Source organism: Metabacillus sp. B2-18 (assembly GCF_021117275.1).
Classification (GTDB): Bacteria; Bacillota; Bacilli; order Bacillales; family Bacillaceae; genus Metabacillus.
Genome location: NZ_CP088245.1, coordinates 2,665,277 through 2,687,465, shown reverse-complemented (window position 1 = coordinate 2,687,465; position 22,189 = coordinate 2,665,277). Strand labels below are relative to the sequence as shown.

The following is a 22,189-nucleotide window of genomic DNA, read 5'->3' as shown; positions in this document are numbered from 1 at the left end:
AGAATGCAAAAAACAACTGGTATCCATCATATTACAGCAATGGTGAACGATGCTCAAAGGAATATCGACTTTTACGCGGGTGTCCTTGGATTAAGACTTGTAAAAAAGACGATAAATTTTGATCGCCCAGAAGTGTATCACCTCTATTTTGGTAACGAAAATGGAGAACCTGGAACTGTTATTACTTTTTTTCCATGGGCTAAACAGTTAAAAGGGCGCATTGGAACTGGTCAAGTTGGAGTTATTAGTTTTGTAATACCAATTGGATCCCTACCGTTTTGGAAACATCGTTTACAGCAATTCGGTGTTGAATTCCAGACTTCTAAACGGTTTGGTGAGATAAATATCATCTTTAATGACCCTGATGGGCTTCAGCTTGAGCTTGTAGAACGACAAGAGGAGCATATAAACAGTTGGTCCTTTGGGGGAATTCAGGCAGATAACGCGATTAAAGGGTTTGCTGGAGCTACATTATTTTCGACCCAACCTAATAAAACTGCAGAAGTTTTAGAAAGTATATTGGGACTTGAATGTGTCGGTGATGAAGAGGGATTTCTTCGCTTTAGAGCTGATGCGAATGTAGGTAATATCATTGACATCAAGTTAACTCCTTCTGTTCGTGGGCTAATGGGAGCAGGAACTGTCCATCATATAGCATGGCGATCAAAGGATGAAGAAGATCTTCTTAGATGGGAATCTCTCCTTAAAGAAAAGGAATATTATCCGACAGAAATCCGTGACCGAAACTATTTTAAAGCTGTGTATTTTCATGAACAAGGTGGGATACTCTTCGAGATAGCGACTGACCCACCAGGATTTTCAGTTGACGAACCTATAGACGAACTTGGTAATAAGCTCATGTTACCTTCGTGGCTAGAGTCAAAACGACAAGAATTAGAAGATATCTTGCCTAGTGTAGAAGTTCGTATTCTAAACGGGGATAAATGATGAAATTACTATTACTTCATGGTACTGGTGGAAATGAATTAGACCTGCTACCTCTTTCCAAGGAGGAATTGAAAGTATTGTAGGATGGTTTGATAGCATTGGTTGACCAGGTTTTCTTGTATATGGGGTTGCATTGCTTGAGATGGTTGGTGGTGTTGCTTTAATCATTGGTTTGGCAACAAAACTAATATCTGCCCTATTCGGTTTATTAATGATTGTTGCAACTTTAAAAGTCAAACTCTTAGTTGGATTATTCGGTAATGGACAAATGGCAGGATATGAACTAGATTTAGCATTTTTGGCTATCGCAGCTTATCTTGTTATCAATGGAAGCAAAATGTTTTCAATTAATCAATTAATTTTCAATAAGGACAATTCTATCTCAAAATCTATTTAATATTTTAATTATGCTAGCGAATTGGTTGATTATAAAAAAAGATTGTTATATAATTTATCTCGAATTAATAATATATTAAATTGAGATTTACGAATTAAGGCAATCTTAGAAATGATAAAATAATTAACTCTATAAACTTAATTCCACTTGAATCTTTACTTATCTTCCATCCCTTTTTAGGGAAAGATGAATGGGATTTTGGAAGGGGTGGTTTTATAGACTTAGGATTAAAGAAAAATATGAATTAGGTGGTGTTTTGAAAATGGGTATTTTAAGTAAATTATTTGGAAATTCTACGGTAAAGGAGTCGGAAATTATGTCAAATGTAAAATTAGCAGTTATTTATTACAGTTCAACAGGTACAAATTACGAGTTAGCTCAATGGGCAGAACAAGGTGCAAAAGAAAATGGTGCTGAAGTAAAAGTATTAAAAGTCCCTGAAACAGCTCCACAGGCAGCAATTGATTCTAATCCAGCATGGAAAGCACACGTAGAAGCAACAAAAGATGTACCAGAAGTAAAACTAGAAGATCTAGAATGGGCAGATGCAATTATTTTCAGCATACCTACTCGATTTGGAAATATGCCATCACAATTGAAGCAATTCTTAGATTCAACTGGCGGCCTTTGGTTTAATGGAAAACTTGTTAATAAGGTCGTTAGTGCAATGACCTCAGCACAAAATCCACATGGTGGTCAAGAAGCGACGCTTTTATCACTATATACAACAATGCATCATTGGGGTGCACTTGTTGCTTCGCCAGGTTATACAGATCCAGTTACATTTAGTGCTGGTGGTAACCCGTACGGAACTAGTGTAACAGTTGGTCAAGATGGTAAAATGATTGAAGACGTTCAAGCTGCAGTTAAACATCAAGCAAAGCGTACTGTTACAGTAGCTGAATGGGTGAAAAAAGGAAATAAATAACTAAAAAAGGGCTAATCAAATAATGTTGATTAGCCCTTTTTTCAATGATTAAGTGTAATTACAGACTGTTTAAACCCTTTATACAGTTCAATTGGCTGATCTATTATTCCTTCTCCTCCGCTTGATCCAATATATTTCCTTAATATTACATTAAAATAAAATAATCATATACATATGTAGTTCCACAACCGACCACAAAACCTTAAAAATACATATTGGGTGGACCTTTTGAAATTAGTCCAGGAATGTAAAAATGTTAGCAAGGGGATGAATGACGTGTTTAACGATTTTGAGATTAAGGAAGGCCGACCTGTATATATTCAACTTAAGGAATATTTAAAAAGAATGATAACGAATGGGTATTTACTTGAGAACCAAAAGCTTCCATCCACTCGTGAACTTAGCTCTTTATTATCAATTAGCCGAAACACTGTTCTAACTGCTTATGCGGATTTGGAACAAGAAGGACTGATCTATGCTGTAAAGGGGAAGGGAAACTTTGTAAGTTGGGTTGAGACATTCAAATCGCTATCCATCCAGTTAAGTTGGCCTAATAAAGTCAATGAACAAACCTTGTTGGTAGATGAGTTGGACCTTAAAAAGCATGGTGTTCGCTGGAATAAGGAATTTATTTCATTTAATAGCATCGCACCAGATGAAAAGCTTTTTGATGTAGAAAATTTTAAAAGGGCTTTTTTAAATCGGATGTCTATGGAAGGAGACATCGTTCTCAACTATGGGTATGCAAAGGGCTATCAACCACTTATCGAATATCTGCTTCACTACATGGAAATTAAAGGGGTAGACACTAGAAATAAAGATATTTTAATTACTAATGGATTCACGGAAGGTCTGGATCTCGTTTTATCCTCTTTAACTAAAAAGAGCGGGCGTGTTCTTTGTGAAAATCCAACCAATGATTCTGCACTTAAGCTCTTTCGATTACATGGTTTCGAAATCGATGGAATTCAAATGGATAATGACGGTGTCAATATACGTCAGTTAGAAACATTACTATCAAAAAAAGAATATGATTTTGCATACTTAATTCCGTCTTATCATAATCCAACGGGTATCGTAACGTCCTCACAAAAAAGGAAAGAAATTATGGATTTGTTTTCCGCATATCAGCTACCGATCATTGAAAATGGATTTAATGAAGAATTACGTTATTCAGGGTCACATCTTGCATCATTGGCATCCTTCGCCGGACAGGGAAATAATGTTATTTATATTAGCAGCTTCTCTAAAATTCTTTTTCCTGGTTTACGTGTCGGCTGGATTTTGGCAGATAAAGAGTTAATTAATTACCTAGAAAGCATGAAAAGAGCGCGAACAATTCATACGTCTACATTAGATCAAGCGGTGTTATATCAATATTTGAATGATGGATACTTTGAGAAGTATTTAAAAAAAGCTAAATCCGTTTATAAGAGAAAGCATGAATTAGCGGTTCATTGTTGTAAGCAATTTATTCCATTCAAACGATTAACTGGTGACGGTGGACTGCATCTTTTTATAGAACTAGAAGACCACATCGATGCACGAAAGCTTTTAGAAAAATGTTATCAAAGGGGCGTTGTTTTTGTGCCAGGTAATATTTTCCACACAGACAACAGTGGACATCATACTTTACGCTTAGGATTTTCTAGACTGACAGAAAGAGAGATTATGCAAGGCATTAAAATCATAGGGGATACTTTAAAAAATGATTATTATGGGGGTTAGAAAAATGAGAATTGGCATAATTATGGGAGGAGTTTCTTCCGAAAAGCAAGTATCGATTATGACAGGTGAAGAATTTATCGAGCATTTAGATAAAAATAAATATGTAATTGTACCAATCTACTTAGAGAACACGGAAGGCCTAGTGGAAAAGGTAAAGGATATTGACATCGCACTACTGGCCTTGCATGGAAAATTCGGTGAGGACGGCACGATTCAAGGTGCATTAGAAACAATGGGCATTCCGTTTACAGGGAGCAGCCTCCTGTCTAGCAGCTTATGCATGGATAAAAATATCTCAAAAAAAATCATCCGCTTTGAAGGTGTACAAACGCCAGATTGGATTCACCTTACAAATATGGAGGATTTTAAACTAGAAGAACTAGAGAAGATTGGTTTCCCGCTAGTTGTGAAACCTAATTCAGGTGGTTCGAGTGTAGGGGTAAAGATTGTTTATGACAAAGAAACGCTAAAGCCTGCTATTGAGGAAGTGTTCAAATGGGATTCCGAAGTAATCATCGAAAAGCTAATTACGGGAGAGGAAATTACTTGCTCCATTTTAAATGGGAAGCTTTTACCGGTGATTTCGATTCGTCATCAGGGTGAGTTTTTTGATTATACGTCCAAATATGATGATGTGGCTACCATTGAAGAGGTAGTCCAGTTCTCTCCCGAAATACAGAGCCGTGTTGCTTTAGCAGCAATGACTTGCTATAAATCATTGAAATGTAGTGTTTATGCCCGAGTCGACATAATGATGAAAGATGGTATACCCTATGTGATGGAGGTAAATACATTACCTGGGATGACGAAAAATAGTTTGTTTCCAAAAAGTGCACAGGGAGCGGGTATTCCTTATCATAAGCTACTTGACTTAATCATTGAACATTCACTTAATATGAGAGGAAAATATTAATTTGTAGAATATGATCAAATTATTAACTCTAATTGGGGCTTTACTATAATAGGTTGATGGTATGATAAAGTTTGATTTAAAACCCTATATTGCTGAATTTTCTTATTCCTCAATCAAAGCGCGAATGTGTAATAACATTCGTGTCTTTTTTATGTAAAGGCCAGATTAGTGAAGATCAATTAAGCACTAAAGAAATAAAAGATCATCTAGCAATCAAAATGAGCGGTGGCTATAAACAGAATAAACCAAATAATGAGTAGATCACTTAATACTTAATCTACTCATTTCACGTTTAACTTAAGTTTTTAAACCAATTTCAAATCTATAACAATAAAATAAATTGCTATCAATGACCTGCTGAACTTAATTTGTTGATTTCTGTCTAAATTGGAGGTGTGAGGCTTTATTTTAAGATTAATTAGATTCGATGACCAGGTCAAGATTAATAAGTGTAAGCTTTAGCTCCTCCATTTAATTAATAAACATAGCTTTTTCTGTAAACGGAAAAGATAAGGTAACAGTAGTACCATTTTTCAATCGGCTTTGAACAGAGACAACTCCGCTCATTGCTTCAACTATTTGATAAACTACCATCATACCTAATCCTGTACCTTTTATCTCTTTTAGAGAAAAGTAAGGTTCACCTAATCTAGTTATAGCCTCGTCTGTCATTCCGCAACCAGTATCTATAACATAAATTTCAATCATATTGTTTTTTCTGAAGTCATGATTGAAAGAGTACCACCGTCTTCCATTGCTTCAATAGCATTTTTAAAGACGTTAAGAAGGACTTGTTTAAACTTGCTTGGATCTCCAATAATATTATGTTTATGGCGGAAATCAAGGAATGTTTCAACACAGTTACTATTAGCTAAGGGAAGAATTAGTTCTATAGTATTTCTAATCTCTGTTTCAATATCGAGAATTATTAGGATTTCTTGTTGTGGTTTAGCAAAAGTTAGATATTGAGTAATAATATCAGACGCACGTTCTGCCTCTGAAAGTGCTGTTGATATATATTTGTTAACATGTATTGGCAGGTTCTTTTCTTCCAGAGCTAACTGTAAAAATCCTTTTACGGATGTAAGGGGGTTTTTAACCTCGTGGCTGATACTTGCTGCTAGATGACTTACTGTTTCTAATTTAGCATACTTAACATGCTGTTGTTGGTAGATATAGTTATTTATAAGTAATTCGCAAAGATAGGTAACAAAAAATGTAGATCCAGAAAGAATTATTGAATAAGCAATATAAATTGGAACATTATTAAACCCAAATAAAATTGATGGAACAAGAAATGCTAAAATCGAATAAAAGAATGATAGTAAAGTAAGCATAAAAACTTTTCTCAGTATTCGTTTTTTATACAATTTTGGAGAGATATACTGTATGGCTATCGTTGAAATACAAGTACAAATGAGTGTTCCTATAAAACCTTCGTCGCCACCATATAGAAACAAACGGTATGAAATAAGTAGTGCAGCTAAAGGAAATAAAACGCGTCTGCCACCATAAAATCCAGCTAATAAGAAAGGGATAAATCGTAAGTCGTAATAGAAACCATTACTCATATGAACGGATAGGGAAATATTCAATATTATTAAAATTGAACCGACCATAAGAAGGGCATAATGCTTTTTACCTATCATCGAACTTGAATTCCAATTAATAATATTAACAATAAGAATCACTGTTAAAATTAAAAGAAGATCAATCAGAAGACTATTAATTAATTGATACATACAGTATCCTCCCAAAAGGTTTAATTTTATTTTATAAAGTATTTTCTATTTATACTAGATAGTTAATTAAATTTTTTTGTTAATAAAGCAAAAATTTTGTGTTTTTATAAAGAAAGGGAGCTCCGTTTTTCTGGAGTTCCCTAGTTACAATTGAAGCTTTTGATGAAATCAGAAAAATATTCTATAAAATAACCATTGCTGACATATTAAAAAGGAATGCTCTTTTCGTACCAATTAAAAGGAATAAATTATTAATATATTAAAGATGGTTGCTCTTCTATTACAAGTGGAGAAAGCTTTAATACGATACATGCTACAATATTAAAAAAGGTAAACTTTGGAGGCAGCACACCACTGCTAGACTTATAACGAAATTAAGTTCTTGGTATATCCCGACAAGGGCAAATAAAGGAGCTGTTTAAAATGGATGAAAAAAATGATACAGAAATAAAGCGATCTTCAAAAGCAGAAAACATTATACTTCAGATCAATAGTAAAACTAAGCTAGGTGACTTACGAAAAATCGCGAAGGATATTAAAAAAGATCACGAACTAGCTATGGAACTTTGGTCTACCGAAGAGTTTTTGCCTAGACTATTCGCAATCTTAATTATGGATAAAAAACTTCTTTCACAAGATGTGCTAAATAAGCTTGATAAGGATATGCAGACTCACTCTTTTGATGAGAGAAATAACTTAATGGATTGGTTAATGGCTAATCAGCTCACCAAAGACAAGAAGAAAATTGCATTGATGGAGTCATGGGAAAATAGTCCTTCAGCTCTTCAAAGGCGAGCTTTCTGGTATTATCAAGGACGATTGAGATGGACTGGACAAACACCGCCTGATAACACCGCAGACTTGCTATCTGCATTAGAAGCTAATATTACGCAGGAAGAACCGGAAGTTCAATGGGCTATGAATTTCACCGCAGGCTGGATAGGCGTCTATGATGAAAAGAATCGTGCACGTTGTATTAAACTTGGTGAGAAAACGGGTCTTTACAAAGATGAAGTAGTAGCAAAAGGATGTACTCCCAGCTATTTGCCGGAGTTCATTAAGATTGAAGTTAACAAACGACATACTATTTAATAGACTAATGTGATGTTAGATGTTCAACGATCTAAGCGCGTTAATCTAAATATGTGGAAGTAATCAAGATAAAAAAGAACGTTACTCAGAATGTAACGTTCTTTTTTACCTGTTTCATGAATGGTTATCAGTACAATGAGAAGATATTAAATATATCGTTTAACCATTTGTCCATCTAAGAGGCGACTATACCTAATCATTTAAATTTTAAATTGATTGATTTCATTCTGTAGCTCACTCGACATTCTTGATAATTCTTCTGTTGCTGCTGCTACCTGTTCCATAATAGCAGATTGCTGTTCAGTCGCGGCTGAAACACTTTGTGCACTTTCATCATTTGAGATTGAAATGTCATTAATTGCATTTGCTACTTCTTTTAGCGAGTTTGTTTCTTTAACAATTTCCATAAGCAATTGATAAGTATGATCGATTCGGTTACTAACATCGTTAATAGATGAAGATATATTATGGAATGCATCTCCAGTTGCCTCTACTACTTGTATACCAGATTTTGTTGATTCTGTACTAGAATCCATCATCTGAACTGAACCATGAATTCCTTCCTGAATTTCTAGAATTAAACTAGTAATTTCGCAAGAAGCATTACTCGATTGTTCTGCAAGCTTTCGGACCTCATCAGCTACTACGGCAAAACCTTTTCCATGCTCTCCTGCTCTTGCTGCTTCAATGGCTGCATTTAATGCTAGTAGATTTGTTTGTGCTGCAATTGATGTAATCATAGACACAATTTCTTCTATCTTTTTAGATTTTTCACTTAATTCATTTATAGCATCTGAAGATTTAGTAACAGTTAGATTGATCTCATTCATTTGTTTTTTTACATCTTGGACATTATCGTTTCCATCATGTGCTAATCTTGAAGTTGCTGATGAATGCTCTTTTACACTCTCGATTGTTTCTGCAATGTTATTCATTTTTTCAATAATGTCAGTGGTATTTTTATTCATCGTATTTACAAATTTTGTTTGTTCTGTATTGTTAGTTGCTACAAATTGTATTGAATTTGCTACCTCTGTAATGGACTTACTAGTTTCTTCCGCACTTGCAGATAATTCTTCAGAACTGGATGCAACTAATTGGCTTGTGTCATTCATTTTATAAATCATTTCTTTTAGTTTTTCCAGGGCATTGTTATAGTGAGTGCCCATTTCCCCAATTTCATCATTAGATTTAACATTTATGGGGTGTTTAAGATCACCTTCAGCTAAAAATCCTATTTGATGAACAAATTCTTTGATACGATTTGAAAAACGATCTGTAAAAATAAAAATAACAAGAACAGCAAAAACTAATATAATAAAAGATATCATCATAGACTTGTATAATAGCTTTTGAACTGCCTCATATAGTTCGCTAGTTGGAGCGTTTGCTACTAGCTTCCAACCTGTTGAAGGAAACGTTTTATAATATGCTTCCCATTCATGATCGTTTCGTTGAATAAGTTCAGTACCTGATTCTGTGCTTATTACCTTTTCTCCAAATGTCTTTAGGCCTTGGTCATCTAAAATTGATTCATTCATCACTTTTTGACCATCAGGATGGGAGATGATCATACCAGTTGAATCTAACATATAGAAAAATCCTGTTTTTTCAAACTTTTGTTCAGCTATCATATGTTGAATGGTTGATAAATCATAATCAGCTGTTACAACACCAATGACTTTTTCATTATCAACTATAGGCAAGGCAGCTGTAATCATAGTAATTCCCATTGTTTCATCAAAATAGGGTTCTGTCCAAGTGACTTTTCCTTTTTCAGCATTTTTACCTGCAAGATACCAATCAGTATTATGATAATCATATGCTGGGTCTTCATAGTCTTCAGTGTAGACAACGTTTTTTCCATCTTTATAAACGTAGGGACCGAAAAACTTTTCTTTTTCATCATATAGATATGGTTCTATCCATATACCTGCTCCTAAAGTGTTTGCATTTAGTGGAATCATTTCTTCTAAGAATATGCGATAATCCTCTTTTGATAATGAAGTTCCTTTTGATTGATAAAGAGCGATAATACCCTCAGCTACTTTTTCATGAGAGGCAATTTCATTTTTCATTTTCTCTGAAATGGCATTTAATTCGTTGTTAACACTTAACCTTGTTACGTCTGATACTTCTTTTTTTGTATCCATAAAGCTTAAAGTAGTAATAGAAATAGTTGATAGTAAAATAATCGGTACAAAAACTAAAAGCATCTTTATCCTTAGACTAGAAAATCTGTTTTTAAACTTTTTCATCATATAAATCCCACCTTTACTTAATAACGACATAGTTCGACATTTTTCTTATGTATTTAATATCGGATAATAATCGAAAAAATTTATTAAGAAATTGTAAAGGTTTCATTTATAAGGCTATATTGGAGAAGAATAATTACCCATTTGTGTCGAGCGTTTCTAAATTAATAGGGAGTAATTCATTTAATTCGTATTCCTCATTACTAGTAAGTGTGTTCTTCTCTTTTTTAACTTTTAATTTATTAATCCTTCCATTTTTGCCGTAATTCTCATATGAGTCAATAAATTTCACGAATTCTAAGACTACTTTGAAACCTTTTTCTGAGAATTCGTCCATTACTGTACCGAGAGCTTTAAAAGTTCTGTTGGTATTCATTAGTATCAATATCCTAGAAGATATCTAATCCTTTATTTGTAAAATACTCATTGAATAATGTCATTGCTTTTTTGTATTTATGTAAACCTTGAATTTTTGCGTCACTTTTTTTACATTCGGAACCTTGTATTGGTCCTTTTGTGAACTCTAGATAGTAATTGGGAAAGGATCTGAAATTGAAGCAGAAGCAGAGGCAATTTCGCCGTGATTTGTTGCTGCGTTTGCTGTTAAACCAGATGAAAGAACAAGTGAAGCTAAGATAAAAATGTGAGGAAAATACTAGTTATAGCGATAATAGTTCTATAGTTTTAGTTATTGTTGTTTTGAATAGGACACCAGATTTCCTTACAAAAGAAATTAATGCTTCAGATGCAATAGACAAATTAAAGCAATCTGAAACTGATATAGTCTCGGTAGGAGAAGCTGAAGGTAAGGAATGGTATATTACTATTTTTAATAAAGGAGAGGGACAGAAGAACTTTATTAAAAAGATTGAGAGCAAAGGCTGGATATGATCCATTTTATCTATTTATACAATAAAGAGCTCTGTAAATTTTCATAAAAGAATTAATGTAGTTACACTATAAACCTGCTTGTGGAATAACTCTTATAATGCATATTAGACCTATTTAGTGATATAATAATTTTTTTCTATTGATGATTTTAAAAAACTTATTCTCTGGAAATTTGGTTTTTCTGGTACTCAGTGATTAAATTGTCTAATTTTTGACTAAGAGAAATCGTTATAGGGTGGTTCAAGCCAATAAGTAGTCCAATTTCTATGAGTTCACTTCTGAGGGAGTTAATCTTAATTAGTAGGTCATTAGAAGGTGGTATTTGTTTGTATATTAGTGGAAGTTTCATTTATTAAACTCCTTTGATTCAAAAGAACTAAATTTATTAGTTTTGATTTTACCAAATATATTCCATATTTGTAAATCGGAATTTACTAAATATAAATAAAAAATCCTCCTCCAATAATCAATTCTTAATGATATTGCTAAGCGTTGTTATCTCCAACATGATGTATTCTTTTATTTCGTTATCGGTACATCTGTTGTATTCGTTGATCAACAAATATATTTCTCTAATAAAAGTTACCATTTCATTGCTAGAAATCATAATAATCATCCTAAATTAAATAGTGTAAAAGAACTAATTAAATTATAGGTATTATGAACTTAGTAATCAAGAGTAATAATTGTTTGTGTTATTGATAAAGGAAAAAAATATTACGGAGCTCAAGGATACTATGCAATAGAATATTGATCTTCAACAATTGAAGCGCGGAGTGTTCAATAAGAAAGATTGTATTTATCTACAGAAGATTTGGCGAATAATAAGAAAATTATTAATGTGTTTAATTACGATTATTCATTACAAGAAGCTTATAGTAGAGCTTTTAAAAACATTTTTGTTATAAATCCTAAAGAATATCAAATTTAACAAGTTGCCTGTTCAATCAGTTGTTAAACTTACTATAATAAAGATAGGGAATGGTGTGATTTGGACATTTCTAGAAAGATTGAGGTCGAAAATTTACAACATAAAAAGAGTGAGTTGTTTGACAAAGACGTACTTCATATTTTAAATGGTCAAGTTATGTATCAGGAGTTTAAACAAAACAGACTAATGGGAGATTCCGATTATTCTCCGTTTAATGAAGCGATGTGTGTGAACCCAACTACTGAACAAATTTTTGATACAGAGTTTATTAAGATACGATCTTTAGGTCATCGGGTTTCAGTAGAAGGTTATATTGACAAGGTTATTGTACCATTAGCTAATTTCTTCAATAAAGATTATAACTGTATCGTTTTATGGTTTGGGGAAGATATGTTTTGTCAAATGAACCTACTTACCATACTTTCCTATCTCGAACAATCAGACTATAAGGGGAAAGTGTTTTTAAATAGTTTTAGAGAGGATGAATTTAAAGTTAATCAAACTGAACTTAAATTGGGTCATTATGATTTTGTATATAGAGAAGTGATGGTTAATTAAGTTAAACCTTCAAAGGAACTGTTTCCACTTATGTACCAGGCGATTGGCATCTATTTACATATGTTAAAAGAAGATAATGAAGTGGTAAAGTATATTAAAAAGAACAAAGATTTACCAACATCAGAATTAATCAAGAGGTTATTTGTTCTTTTCCCAACAGTAGGTTATGGGGATATACAATATATAGACCTTATTAATAGAACTCGATAATTTTAAGTGACCCAACCAAGAGGTTTATTTTAAATAGATTTGTGAAAAAATGTACATAAACAAACGGGGACTTTAGTTCAAGATCTTCAACAATAGAAGCACGTCTTTGAAAGAAGATAATAAATTAGATTATCAATGATTTCTAAAAGTAGAGGTGCATTTCATGCTGAAATGTGCTTTTTAAATGTTGAAAGAAAAGGATATTCAGTATTACAAATCGAACATAATTCAAAGAGGAAATGAACTGATTCAAATTCTAATAATGTAGGTGTTTAAAATGATAAGAATTGCAACTTTTACAGATATTTCTTCAATAACAAACCTAAAACAAAAAATGTTTAAAGAAGTGGGTATGGAAGACCTTCTCAGAGATGATTTTGTTCAGGTAGTTGATAAGATATATGAAGAATTATATGTTTTAGAGAAAGCAATTCACTTTGTAGTAGAACGCAACAATGAAATAATTGCATGTGCTGGCGCGTTCATAAAAGAAGATATTCCATATTGTTTTTATAAAGAAAACCAGTACGGATTTATTGGAGATGTTTATGTAGATCCAAAATTTAGAAATCAAGGTTATGCACGTAAGTTAACAAATGAAGTGTTAGAATGGTTTTCAAAAAGAGAAATTCATACAATCCGATTATTAGCAAGTGATAATGCAAGAAAACTATACAAAACACTAGGGTTTACTGAAACTGATCAAATGATATTGCGAAGATAGCTTAGCTATGTTTCTTACAAAGTAAATTCATCTATGTAATTCAACAATAATAGCACCTTTCTGGAACAAGGAAGGTGCTTATTTTACTTTAAGAACAAACTCGTGCAGGACAACTAATATGAAAATGATATTGTAAAGAGTTAACTTTAACGAATGGAACAGGTTAATGTAATTATGTATATTAAAAGTAGGATGGGATTGGCATTTGAAGATAAAATAACAACATTGTTGAAAAAAATTCCAAGAGTTGCAAAAGGTAAAAAGGTTGTGCTTGGAATAGTTGGATTAAGTCACTAGAAAATAAATTTCATATAGAGGTGGAGTTATATGCCTAAAATTGACAATATGTTAGCAATTCTATGGATGCTTCGTTCAGGTGAAAAAATTACTGCAAAACAAATTTCAGAAAAGTTAGAGATGAATATAAGGACTGTGTATCGTTATATTGATACAATTTCAACAAGTGGTGTACCTATAATTTCTGAACCAGGACATAACGGTGGATATACTTTATTGAACAATTTTATTGAGGCTCCTCTTTTTTTTGATTTTGAGGAGCAAACTTCACTATTTCACGCTGCTGTTTTTGCAGAAGAAGCCGGATATTATGGAGGTGAAGCACTAAATAGGGCCATTTCAAAACTAAGTAAATACTCAAATCAAGAGCAGGAAACAAAGATAAACAAACATTTAACTAGTCTTGAAGTAATAAGTCGATTAAGTTCACTCTCTGTGGAACCTTTTTTGAAAGAGTTGGAGCAGGCCGTAGCTGACGGGTACTCAGTAAAAATTTTTTACCATAAAACTGGAGAAAAGCAATTAAATTATAGATTGGTCGATCCGTACAGAATTATCTATTGGAATAATAAGTGGTATGTGATTGGATTTTGTCATCTTAGGAATGATATCCGTAGTTTTAGAGTAGATCGAATTGAAAGTCTAATGTTAACCGAAAATAAGTTTAACCGGCCAGAAAATTTTTCAGCACGTGACTTTTTTATGAAAAACCTCCTTCCAACTTTAGAAGATAAGGAAGGGATTACTTCATTAATTATTAATGGAAATGAAAGTACGCTGAATGATGTTTGCCAACATTGGTTTTTAGGACATTATTTACAAGAACGGACTTCAAATCAAGCAGTTTTTCTTCTTGAAAAAGATATGATACATACATATGTTCCTTATTTACTTTTACCGTACAATAAATCTATTAAAGTTATTGAGCCAATAAGTCTAAAGAAAAGACTTATTGAAGTTCTGTCGGAATTAATAAAATTTCATCAAGTATGATAACTTCCCTGACGTTAACTGTCAGGGAAGTTTTATTATAATAGCTATATCAATTGTGATTGGAGTGCTATTGGATGCAAACAAAAAAAGTTTTTCTATATGTATTTAATACAATGTCGGACTGGGAATATGGATATTTAATTGCTGAACTAGACACAGGAAGATATTTTAAAAAAGATATAGAACCTTTAAAAGTAGTTACAGTAGGAGCTAATAAGGAAATGATTACTACGATGGGGGGACTGAGCATAAAACCAGATATTTCCCTTGATGAGTGTACTCTTGAGAGTAAAGATCTTTTAATTTTACCAGGAGGGACTACTTGGAATGAAGAAATTCATCAACCTATCTTGGAAAGAATTGGCCAAGCTTTAAAGCTTGGCACTATTGTTGCTGCAATTTGTGGTGCAACTGAGGCTCTTGCGAATATGGGATACTTAGATACTAGAAAGCATACAAGTAATAATTTAGAATACACTAAAATGGTATGTCCTAACTATAAAGGAGAAAAGTTCTATGAGGTGGGATCTGCGGTAACTGATGCGAATTTAGTTACTGCATCAGGAATAGCTCCTCTGGAATTTACGATGGAAGTACTGAAAAAATTAGATGTATTTGCACCAGATACATTACATTCATGGTATAACCTAAATAAGACTCATAAACCTGAATACTTCTACCAGTTAATGAATTCAATAAATAGCTGAGCTAAAAAACCAACTTAGCAGTTTTATATTAGTTCAAATAAAAATAACGAAGTAACTTAAAAGCTCACTTTCTCTATTTTGTTTTGCGGAGAAGTTGGGCTTTTAAATTTGGAATTTTCTTATCGTTGTAAATCCGCATTTTCATGACGCTACCCCTATAGGAAGAATGGCTATAATGAGATTACTACTTTTGGGGAGTATGTAGATTGTGAAAATAGTGTTTGTTTTGCAAAGAAAATCGGTTAACAATTTTATAAACACAACCATTATTCTGGCGGTGTTTTCATTTGCTATTAAGTTTAATAATTATCTTCAACAATCAATGCGTTGTTCTTGAAAAGGGATAGAACCATTTATCTCAACCTTTTAAGAAGTAGTATTCCAAAAAGAAGACGGCTGGACCTATGCTACAGAAAAAAGCTTTGTAGCTCAATTAGATGTGTACAAAATGAAAATGTTTAGGTAGTGAACACTTCACATAATTGATAAGAATGATCTTCTACAATAGAAGTGCTTTTCTGGAACAAAGCAAGGTGCTTATTTACTTTTAATGGAAAATCAAAAAAATAAATGGAAGGTATTTCTTTAGAAATGTAGAAATCATTATTAAGAATTTTAAGATTAGAAATTGATAATAATTAACTAAAGGAGTAAAAGAGATGAATCGTTTAAATTTAATTACATTGGGTGTAAAGGATATGATAGAATCACTTCATTTTTACCGTGAAGGACTAGGATTTGAAGTCTTAGTATATGGAGATGAATCAAATCCTGACGTTATTTTCTTTAAGAATTCAGGAACAAAAATCTCATTGTTTCCAATCGATAGGTTAGTAAAAGATATTAGTACAGAAAGGCCACTAGAATTAGGGAGGGGATTTGGAGGAATCACGCTTGCTTATAACGGAAAGTCAAAAGAAGAAGTTGATGAGATATTTACTTTAGCAAAAAAAGCTGGAGCTAAAGTTATGAAGGAGCCAGAAACTGTATTTTGGGGTGGTTATAGTGGCTATTTTCAAGACCCAAATGGATACTATTGGGAAGTTGCTTATGGAGATAATTGGGAATTTGATGAGAATGATATGTTAGTTATTGGTGATAAATAAATTTAGACAATAAAGTGATCTTCAACAAACAAAACGCCTTTGTTTAATATAAATATACGGCGTCTTTTTGTTGTGGTATTGACCTAAAAAGCGAAATAAAGAAAAGTTTAAATTCCTACAACAAAAGAGAGAAACATCATTATCATAATTAAGATAAAAAGAGCTAAGGGAACACCATTCAAAATTAAACCTAATAGTGCAAGGCTTTTCTGTTCCTTTTTAAACATTGCCCATATTCCCAATATCGTACCAATTAAGGCTGCAAACATTGAAATATCACCAAAATAAGTATGAACATCCATTAACGGTTCCCATGGAATAATCAACCCTAAAATTAATAAAGAAAAAGGGGATAAAACTAATGAAATTATGGACATCATTGGTTTTTTACTCACAATTTTCACCAATCCCTAAAATAATACTCTTGTCTATTATGAAAAAGGAATAGCTTTATTATTCATATCATTTAAAAAAGCTTTAATTCGCAGTTCCCTTAAATAGTGAAGGAGTGATCTTCCACAATATAAGTGCAATAGTTAAAAATAAGATCATCTAGGTGATCTTATTTTTTGTGCTGAAAAAAATATAGTGTAACAGGTGGGTATGGATTATTATGGTAAAATTAATATATGAAAGGGGAGGATACTTTGAAAAGGTTTATATATATTATTACCTCTGTTTGTTTTATAGCAGCATGTGAGTCAGAACCATTAACTTTATATGATTTTTACCAGAGAGATATTGAAGATGTTACAAAAATAGAAATTATTGATGGAAGCACTGGAGATAAAAAAGTTGTAAATGATAAACAGATTATAGATGATCTTTTATATCAAATAAAAGAAATAAAGTTCATTCCAGATGAGAACCAAGAGGATAGGACAGGTTATTTATATAATGTCTCTCTCTTTCAAGGAAATGAAACTTATTCATTTTCATCTAATCAAATTAATGATACATATTACTTTACAGAGCCAAATATTGAACCTATTCTGCAAGACTTTTATAAGAATTTTAAAGAATGATGAGAAAAATAACTATCTTCCACAAAAGAAGCGCTATTCTTGAATAAGGATGTCGCTCTTTATCATTTTATAAGGCCAGATTTTCTAGGAATAAGTAAGAGTAAACATCCTGATTAAAACCTATTTGTGAAATGTTACACTTAAACTAATGAAGCAGGATAGTAGAAGAAGGGATATATATAAAGAAGTGCTTTCCTGGTAATGAGAGAATGTGTTTTAGTGTATAGTGAAAGAGAGGTATGTTTATATGTATAGTGATTTAGATTTAATGATAAGACCTGTAACGACAAATGATTTATATGTTCTTTGGGAGTTAACCTATAAAGAAGAGTCACCTGAATGGAAGAAGTGGGATGCTCCTTATTTTGAACATAAGGCAATAACCTATGAGAAGTATTTAACTAATCAAGATAACCTTGTTAATCAAGATGATTACTGGATTATAGAAGTTAAGGGTAACATTATCGGGACAGTTAGTTATTATTGGGAACATAAACCTTCAAATTGGCTTGAAATGGGTATAGGCATATATGCTCCAAAATATTGGAGTGGAGGATATGGAACTAGAGCCTTTAAGTTATGGATTAATCATTTATTTTACACTTTACCTTTAGTAAGAGTAGGATTCACCACATGGTCGGGCAATTATAGAATGGTGAAAGTAGGAGAAAAGCTAGGAATGAAATTGGAAGCTAGACTTAGAAAATGTCGTTACTATAATGGAGAATATTATGACTCTATCAGAATGGGACTATTAAGAGAAGAGTGGGAATGGATAGTCAACACTAAACTAGACAACATTTTTAAGGTGTCCAAGTTTAAATTCAATTGGGCTAAGATAGCCTAATGTTCCATGGATTCGTTTGTGATTAAACCAATGGATATACTGTTGTAGTTCGTTCTCTAATTCTTCAAGACTATCAAAATGACGTCCCTTGACAAACTCAGTTTTAATGATTTTAAATGTAGCTTCTGCTACTGCATTATCATATGGGCATCCTTTCATGCTTAGCGATCGCTGGATATTAAAAGTCGCTAATGCCTCGTCAATGAGCTTATTCTTAAACTCACTTCCTCGATCTGTATGAAACAGCTTAATCTTACGTAAATCTGTTTTGATTGACGCTAACGCACGATAAACTAATAAAGCATTTTTATGACGACCGATACTATATCCAATAATTTCACGGTTAAAAAGATCAACAAATATACATATGTATTGCCATTTTTTATTGACTCTCACATATGTTAAATCACTTACTACGACTGATAATGCTTCGTCTTGTGTAAACTGACGATCAAGCTCATTTTTCTGTTCCGATTCGTTTGTCCCACTGGCATGTGGCTTGAATTGCGCTAGAGTATATGAAGACACCAGGCCTTGTTCTTTCATTATTCGTCCGATTCGACGTCTAGACACAACCTTTCCACGCTTAGCTAGTTCCTTTTTGATTTTACGAGTCCCGTAATTTTGGAAACTCTCATGAAAAATCTCAATAATATCTGAAGTGATGTCGTCTTCAGCCTGACGTTCTTTTGCTTCATAATAATAAGTACTTCTAGGTATTTGTAGGACCTTGCACATTGCTGATATCGAGTATTTGTGCTGGTTATTCTTAATCACATTTACTTTCGTCCTAGTATCAGCGCGGCTTGCTTTAAAATGTCATTCTCCATTTCTAATTGCTTATTTCGCTTTCTAAGCTCAGCTAGTTCCTTTTGTTCCGGTGTTAAATTGTCTTTTTCCTTGAAAGAACCAGAAGTTTGATTCTGACTCACCCATTTATCTAAAGACGAAGGAGTAAGATCATATTCTTGAATAATCTCTTTTCTAGGTTTGCCGCTGTTGTAAAGCTGCACAATCTGTTGTTTAAATTCCTCAGTAAATGTTCGGCGTTCTCTTTTAGTCATTGTAGATTCTCCTCGATAATATTATCTGTAGTCTACTTGACCTTAATTTTTCTGTCTAGTTAAGTGTAGCCGATTCAGAACAGCCCAAAGTAACAAAGGAGTCTTTCACTTAAAGGTCGATTTCGATATTCAGCAATCAAGGCGCCTTTCTTAAACAAGGAAAGGTGCTTATTTTTGTTAAAAGCCATATTGTGTTATAACATTTGTGAATTTTAGTCTTATGATTCTTGAAGATTGCGAATAAATACTTTTAAAATACGATTCAGGTTAATGCAATAAACATGAAGAACGATGTTTTACTTATGTTAATATTGGCTTATACACATAAGAAAGGATGTCTGTCATGGAAATACGAAATGTGAAAAGTTCTGATTATTACATAATCTCACCTTTGATTAATGAATGGTGGGGTGGTAGGCAAATGTCCGATATGTTGCCTAAAATGTTCTTTGACCATTTTAATAATACTAGTTTTATCGCTGAAAATGATGGTCAAATTATTGGCTTTTTAATCGGTTTTTTATCTCAATCTAATACAGATACTGCATATATCCATTTTGTTGGTGTTAATCCTGATTATCGTAAAAAACATATTGGAAAACAACTTTATAATGAATTCTTCAAGGTGGTGAAAAAGAATAATAGAAATGTTGTTCGAGCTGTAACTTCTCCGGTAAATAAGGTTTCAATCGCTTATCATCTCAAGATGGGATTTGCTATTCAAAATAGTGACAAAGAAGTGGATGGAGTACCAGTATTTTCTGATTATGATGGACCTAATCAAGATAGGGTGTTGTTTGTTAAGAGGATAGTTTAATACTTCATTTTTGTTTTACGAACGGGTGGCGTCTTCAATAATAGATTGCTACAGCAAATAGTTTAACTTATAAGAATTGTAGGTGATCTCCTTATCTCTTTTAACTTTGAATTCGAAAGGATTACTTTCTTTTTTATTGATAACTCGTTTTTAGTTTGAAGAAAGTATATGGACTAAAGGTTATTTTGCTGCACAGTACAAGAATATTAGTCAATAAATATGTATGTTAACCCGATCACTTTTGAAGTGATCTTTTTTTATATTTGACACCTACTGCGCTGTATAGATCGTATCAGCAGCCAGCTTTTTGAAGTAAAACATTTTTAAAAAAAGGTATGCTGGCTAACTTATACAGAGGCTTAGAATGCGAACAACTCTTTATTAGGGAATGCTTTTTTTGCTTAGAAAAAACATTTCATAATACTAATTGTTAAAATATGGTTTTGGTGTTAATGTGACATTAGTCATAATATGACCAAGGTCATATTGATTGGGGGGAGTAGAAATTCGATGTTACGTGAAGAAAGGAAAAAAGAATTAAAAAAACAAATATTTTTCAAATCAATCGAGCTATTTAAGGAGTATGGGTATGACAATGTTACTGTTGAAAAAATTGCATCATCTTGTGGAATTGCTAAAGGAACCTTCTTTAATTATTTTCCAAAGAAGGAACACGTATTACTGTATTTAGGGAGTTCACAAAATGAATACCTTCAAGAGGTCGCACAAAAATATAAGGATGTAAAAATTAAACAAAGAATTTTACTCATTTTTAAGGAACTCTTAACTATATACTTGGAAAATTCTGATCTCTTAAAGCTTACATTGTCAGAAACCATTCGCTCTGCTCTAAAGGAAGAATCAAGAAACATAAATTTATTTAATGAAACCATGACTGCACTGATTGAAGAAGCAAAAACAAATAAAAAAATAAATACTCGTTTTGATTCCAATACGATTGCCTCTGTTCTTGTAGGAATCTATTTTAACTCCCTAATTAGTTGGTCTGTAAGTCAAGATGAGAGTGTGCATATTGTCTCTATTTTCGAAAAGCAATATAAGTGGTTTGGGAAGGTATTGAACAAGACCTAAATTAAATGGGAGGGATTGAGATGGAACAACTATTAATTTACTTGTCGGTTATAATCCTAAGTTTAGTAAGCGTGTTACATTTTTATTGGGTATTTGGTGGCACATGCGGAATCCGAGCCTCCATACCAGAAAAAGTTGAGGGTGGATCTGTATTTACTCCGAGATTGATTGAAACTTTAATTGTTGCAGTTGGATTGATTGGTGTGGCTTTTATATTATTAGCACAGAATAACTTAATTTCATTTTTTACACCGAATTCCTTTACGAAATGGTCAAGTATCATACTTACCTTCATTTTTTTCCTTAGAGCAATTGGAGACTTCAAGTATATTGGTTTCACTAAGAGAATTAAAAATACTAATTTCTCAAAGTACGATACGAAACTTTACACTCCTCTGTGCTTATTCTTAGCATTAATATTTATGACTTCATGGTTATTTTAATGAGAACTTTTCTATAAGCAATGAACAGAGTATATGCTAAGTATAGGGAATGAGGAGATATGCTGAAAAAAAGTATTCTTATCATCGGAGCTGGAAATTTTAGGTGTCATTATGCTTTTGAACGCTCTATTTGTTAACTGGGCTTACATTTCAAGTGGGAAATTTCCAGAAAGTCTAATGTTGATATCAATTACAATTATGAGCTTTTGTTTAGCATACTTATCAGATCATTTTGCTGCAAAAGATGAACGTGCTCAAAAAATAAGAGAACGTGGAGTTTACGTAAGTTATTTTTGGATGTTAGGAATACTATTCTTCTTATTATTAATTATAAATCCATATTTAGGTGTATTAAATATTTCTGCATATCATCTGTTAAGTTTGATTGGATCACTTTATATATCAGTGGTATTTTTAAATATGGTTTATTACGCAAGGAAATATTAACATTCAATTATTAGGGATGATAATTAGAGCA

General features: G+C 32.6%; 23 protein-coding genes and 2 pseudogenes. 18 read left to right on the top strand and 7 right to left on the bottom strand.

The genetic code is table 11. From position 1 onward, the window contains the following. Positions 1-3 precede the first annotated feature (3 nt). The 5 genes and pseudogenes from LPC09_RS13500 (at position 4) to LPC09_RS13480 (ending at position 4,914) form a co-directional block, all read left to right on the top strand. Positions 4-948, top strand: a complete 945-nt coding sequence (locus LPC09_RS13500; RefSeq protein WP_231307560.1) for a ring-cleaving dioxygenase — start codon at positions 4-6, stop codon at positions 946-948. A 118-nt stretch (positions 949-1,066) separates the two neighbouring features. Continuing rightward, a pseudogene (locus LPC09_RS13495) lies at positions 1,067-1,345 on the top strand (DoxX family protein); the annotation flags it as partial. A 262-nt stretch (positions 1,346-1,607) separates the two neighbouring features. Then, entirely contained in the window at positions 1,608-2,273 is a 666-nt protein-coding gene (gene wrbA, locus LPC09_RS13490) for an NAD(P)H:quinone oxidoreductase (RefSeq protein ID WP_231309757.1), read from the top strand. A 276-nt stretch (positions 2,274-2,549) separates the two neighbouring features. After that, positions 2,550-4,001: a MocR-like pyridoxine biosynthesis transcription factor PdxR gene (gene pdxR / locus LPC09_RS13485; protein ID WP_269217441.1), complete on the top strand. Its 1,452-nt coding sequence runs from the start codon at positions 2,550-2,552 to the stop codon at positions 3,999-4,001. A 4-nt stretch (positions 4,002-4,005) separates the two neighbouring features. After that, positions 4,006-4,914: a D-alanine--D-alanine ligase gene (locus LPC09_RS13480; RefSeq protein WP_231307559.1), complete on the top strand. Its 909-nt coding sequence runs from the start codon at positions 4,006-4,008 to the stop codon at positions 4,912-4,914. 471 nt (positions 4,915-5,385) lie between these two features. Here the strand turns inward: LPC09_RS13480 and LPC09_RS13475 are convergent, their stop codons facing one another. Together LPC09_RS13475 and LPC09_RS13470 are read right to left on the bottom strand one after the other, a co-directional pair. Continuing rightward, entirely contained in the window at positions 5,386-5,622 is a 237-nt protein-coding gene (locus tag LPC09_RS13475; protein ID WP_231307558.1) for an ATP-binding protein, read from the bottom strand. Further along, positions 5,619-6,656: a histidine kinase dimerization/phospho-acceptor domain-containing protein gene (locus LPC09_RS13470; protein ID WP_231307557.1), complete on the bottom strand. Its 1,038-nt coding sequence runs from the start codon at positions 6,654-6,656 to the stop codon at positions 5,619-5,621. Before LPC09_RS13470 ends, LPC09_RS13475 begins: the two co-directional genes overlap by 4 nt. A 423-nt stretch (positions 6,657-7,079) precedes the next feature. On the opposite strand from LPC09_RS13470, the gene LPC09_RS13465 reads away from it, so the two are divergent. Further along, the gene (locus tag LPC09_RS13465) at positions 7,080-7,748 is read left to right on the top strand and encodes a DNA alkylation repair protein (protein WP_231307556.1); all 669 of its coding nucleotides are present in this window, start codon (positions 7,080-7,082) and stop codon (positions 7,746-7,748) included. A gap of 200 nt (positions 7,749-7,948) precedes the next feature. Here the strand turns inward: LPC09_RS13465 and LPC09_RS13460 are convergent, their stop codons facing one another. Beyond that, a complete protein-coding gene (locus LPC09_RS13460; RefSeq protein WP_231307555.1) occupies positions 7,949-10,009 on the bottom strand; it encodes a methyl-accepting chemotaxis protein in 2,061 nt (686 codons plus the stop codon). A 133-nt stretch (positions 10,010-10,142) separates the two neighbouring features. Continuing rightward, positions 10,143-10,382 carry a hypothetical protein gene (locus LPC09_RS13455; RefSeq protein WP_231307554.1) on the bottom strand — a complete coding sequence of 80 codons (240 nt, stop codon included), beginning with the start codon at positions 10,380-10,382 and terminating at the stop codon, positions 10,143-10,145. Between the two features lie 323 nt (positions 10,383-10,705). On the opposite strand from LPC09_RS13455, the gene LPC09_RS13450 reads away from it, so the two are divergent. Further along, on the top strand, positions 10,706-10,897 hold the full coding sequence (locus tag LPC09_RS13450; protein ID WP_231307553.1) for a hypothetical protein: 192 nt from the start codon (positions 10,706-10,708) through the stop codon (positions 10,895-10,897). A gap of 157 nt (positions 10,898-11,054) precedes the next feature. Here the strand turns inward: LPC09_RS13450 and LPC09_RS13445 are convergent, their stop codons facing one another. Then, positions 11,055-11,246 carry an aspartyl-phosphate phosphatase Spo0E family protein gene (locus LPC09_RS13445; protein WP_231307552.1) on the bottom strand — a complete coding sequence of 64 codons (192 nt, stop codon included), beginning with the start codon at positions 11,244-11,246 and terminating at the stop codon, positions 11,055-11,057. Between the two features lie 441 nt (positions 11,247-11,687). Between LPC09_RS13445 and LPC09_RS13440 the strand changes: the two are divergent. The 5 genes and pseudogenes from LPC09_RS13440 to LPC09_RS13420 form a co-directional block, all read left to right on the top strand. Then, positions 11,688-12,596 (top strand): annotated as a pseudogene (locus tag LPC09_RS13440) (AraC family transcriptional regulator); the annotation flags it as partial. A gap of 277 nt (positions 12,597-12,873) precedes the next feature. Further along, entirely contained in the window at positions 12,874-13,320 is a 447-nt protein-coding gene (locus LPC09_RS13435) for a GNAT family N-acetyltransferase (RefSeq protein ID WP_231307551.1), read from the top strand. Between the two features lie 327 nt (positions 13,321-13,647). Next, the gene (locus tag LPC09_RS13430) at positions 13,648-14,610 is read left to right on the top strand and encodes a helix-turn-helix transcriptional regulator (RefSeq protein ID WP_231307550.1); all 963 of its coding nucleotides are present in this window, start codon (positions 13,648-13,650) and stop codon (positions 14,608-14,610) included. A gap of 74 nt (positions 14,611-14,684) precedes the next feature. Then, on the top strand, positions 14,685-15,317 hold the full coding sequence (locus LPC09_RS13425) for a type 1 glutamine amidotransferase family protein (RefSeq protein WP_231307549.1): 633 nt from the start codon (positions 14,685-14,687) through the stop codon (positions 15,315-15,317). 659 nt (positions 15,318-15,976) lie between these two features. Beyond that, positions 15,977-16,423, top strand: coding sequence for a VOC family protein (locus LPC09_RS13420; protein WP_231307547.1), 447 nt, complete (start codon positions 15,977-15,979; stop codon positions 16,421-16,423). A gap of 107 nt (positions 16,424-16,530) precedes the next feature. On the opposite strand, the gene LPC09_RS13415 is transcribed toward LPC09_RS13420, so the two are convergent. Continuing rightward, positions 16,531-16,803 carry a hypothetical protein gene (locus LPC09_RS13415; RefSeq protein ID WP_231307546.1) on the bottom strand — a complete coding sequence of 91 codons (273 nt, stop codon included), beginning with the start codon at positions 16,801-16,803 and terminating at the stop codon, positions 16,531-16,533. 267 nt (positions 16,804-17,070) lie between these two features. Here LPC09_RS13415 and LPC09_RS13410 point away from each other — a divergent pair, with 267 nt between their 5' ends. After that, positions 17,071-17,448: a hypothetical protein gene (locus LPC09_RS13410; RefSeq protein ID WP_231307545.1), complete on the top strand. Its 378-nt coding sequence runs from the start codon at positions 17,071-17,073 to the stop codon at positions 17,446-17,448. Positions 17,449-17,695: 247 nt separating this feature from the next. Next, positions 17,696-18,295, top strand: a complete 600-nt coding sequence (locus LPC09_RS13405) for a GNAT family N-acetyltransferase (RefSeq protein ID WP_231307544.1) — start codon at positions 17,696-17,698, stop codon at positions 18,293-18,295. On the opposite strand, the gene LPC09_RS13400 is transcribed toward LPC09_RS13405, so the two are convergent. Further along, positions 18,239-19,359, bottom strand: a protein-coding gene (locus tag LPC09_RS13400; protein ID WP_231307522.1) for an IS3 family transposase whose coding sequence is annotated in 2 segments (ribosomal slippage) — positions 18,239-19,077 and positions 19,077-19,359 — 1,122 coding nt in all. Because the reading frame shifts where the segments join, the coding sequence is not laid out codon by codon here. The genes LPC09_RS13405 and LPC09_RS13400 overlap by 57 nt on opposite strands. Before the next feature lie 343 nt (positions 19,360-19,702). On the opposite strand from LPC09_RS13400, the gene LPC09_RS13395 reads away from it, so the two are divergent. The 4 genes from LPC09_RS13395 to LPC09_RS13380 all read left to right on the top strand — a co-directional run bounded on the left by LPC09_RS13395 (position 19,703) and on the right by LPC09_RS13380 (position 22,158). Then, entirely contained in the window at positions 19,703-20,176 is a 474-nt protein-coding gene (locus tag LPC09_RS13395) for a GNAT family N-acetyltransferase (RefSeq protein ID WP_231307543.1), read from the top strand. A gap of 510 nt (positions 20,177-20,686) precedes the next feature. Continuing rightward, the gene (locus tag LPC09_RS13390) at positions 20,687-21,268 is read left to right on the top strand and encodes a TetR/AcrR family transcriptional regulator (RefSeq protein ID WP_231307542.1); all 582 of its coding nucleotides are present in this window, start codon (positions 20,687-20,689) and stop codon (positions 21,266-21,268) included. 20 nt (positions 21,269-21,288) lie between these two features. After that, positions 21,289-21,711, top strand: coding sequence for a DUF3995 domain-containing protein (locus LPC09_RS13385; RefSeq protein WP_231307541.1), 423 nt, complete (start codon positions 21,289-21,291; stop codon positions 21,709-21,711). 117 nt (positions 21,712-21,828) lie between these two features. Continuing rightward, the gene (locus tag LPC09_RS13380) at positions 21,829-22,158 is read left to right on the top strand and encodes a hypothetical protein (RefSeq protein WP_231307540.1); all 330 of its coding nucleotides are present in this window, start codon (positions 21,829-21,831) and stop codon (positions 22,156-22,158) included. Positions 22,159-22,189 lie beyond the last annotated feature (31 nt).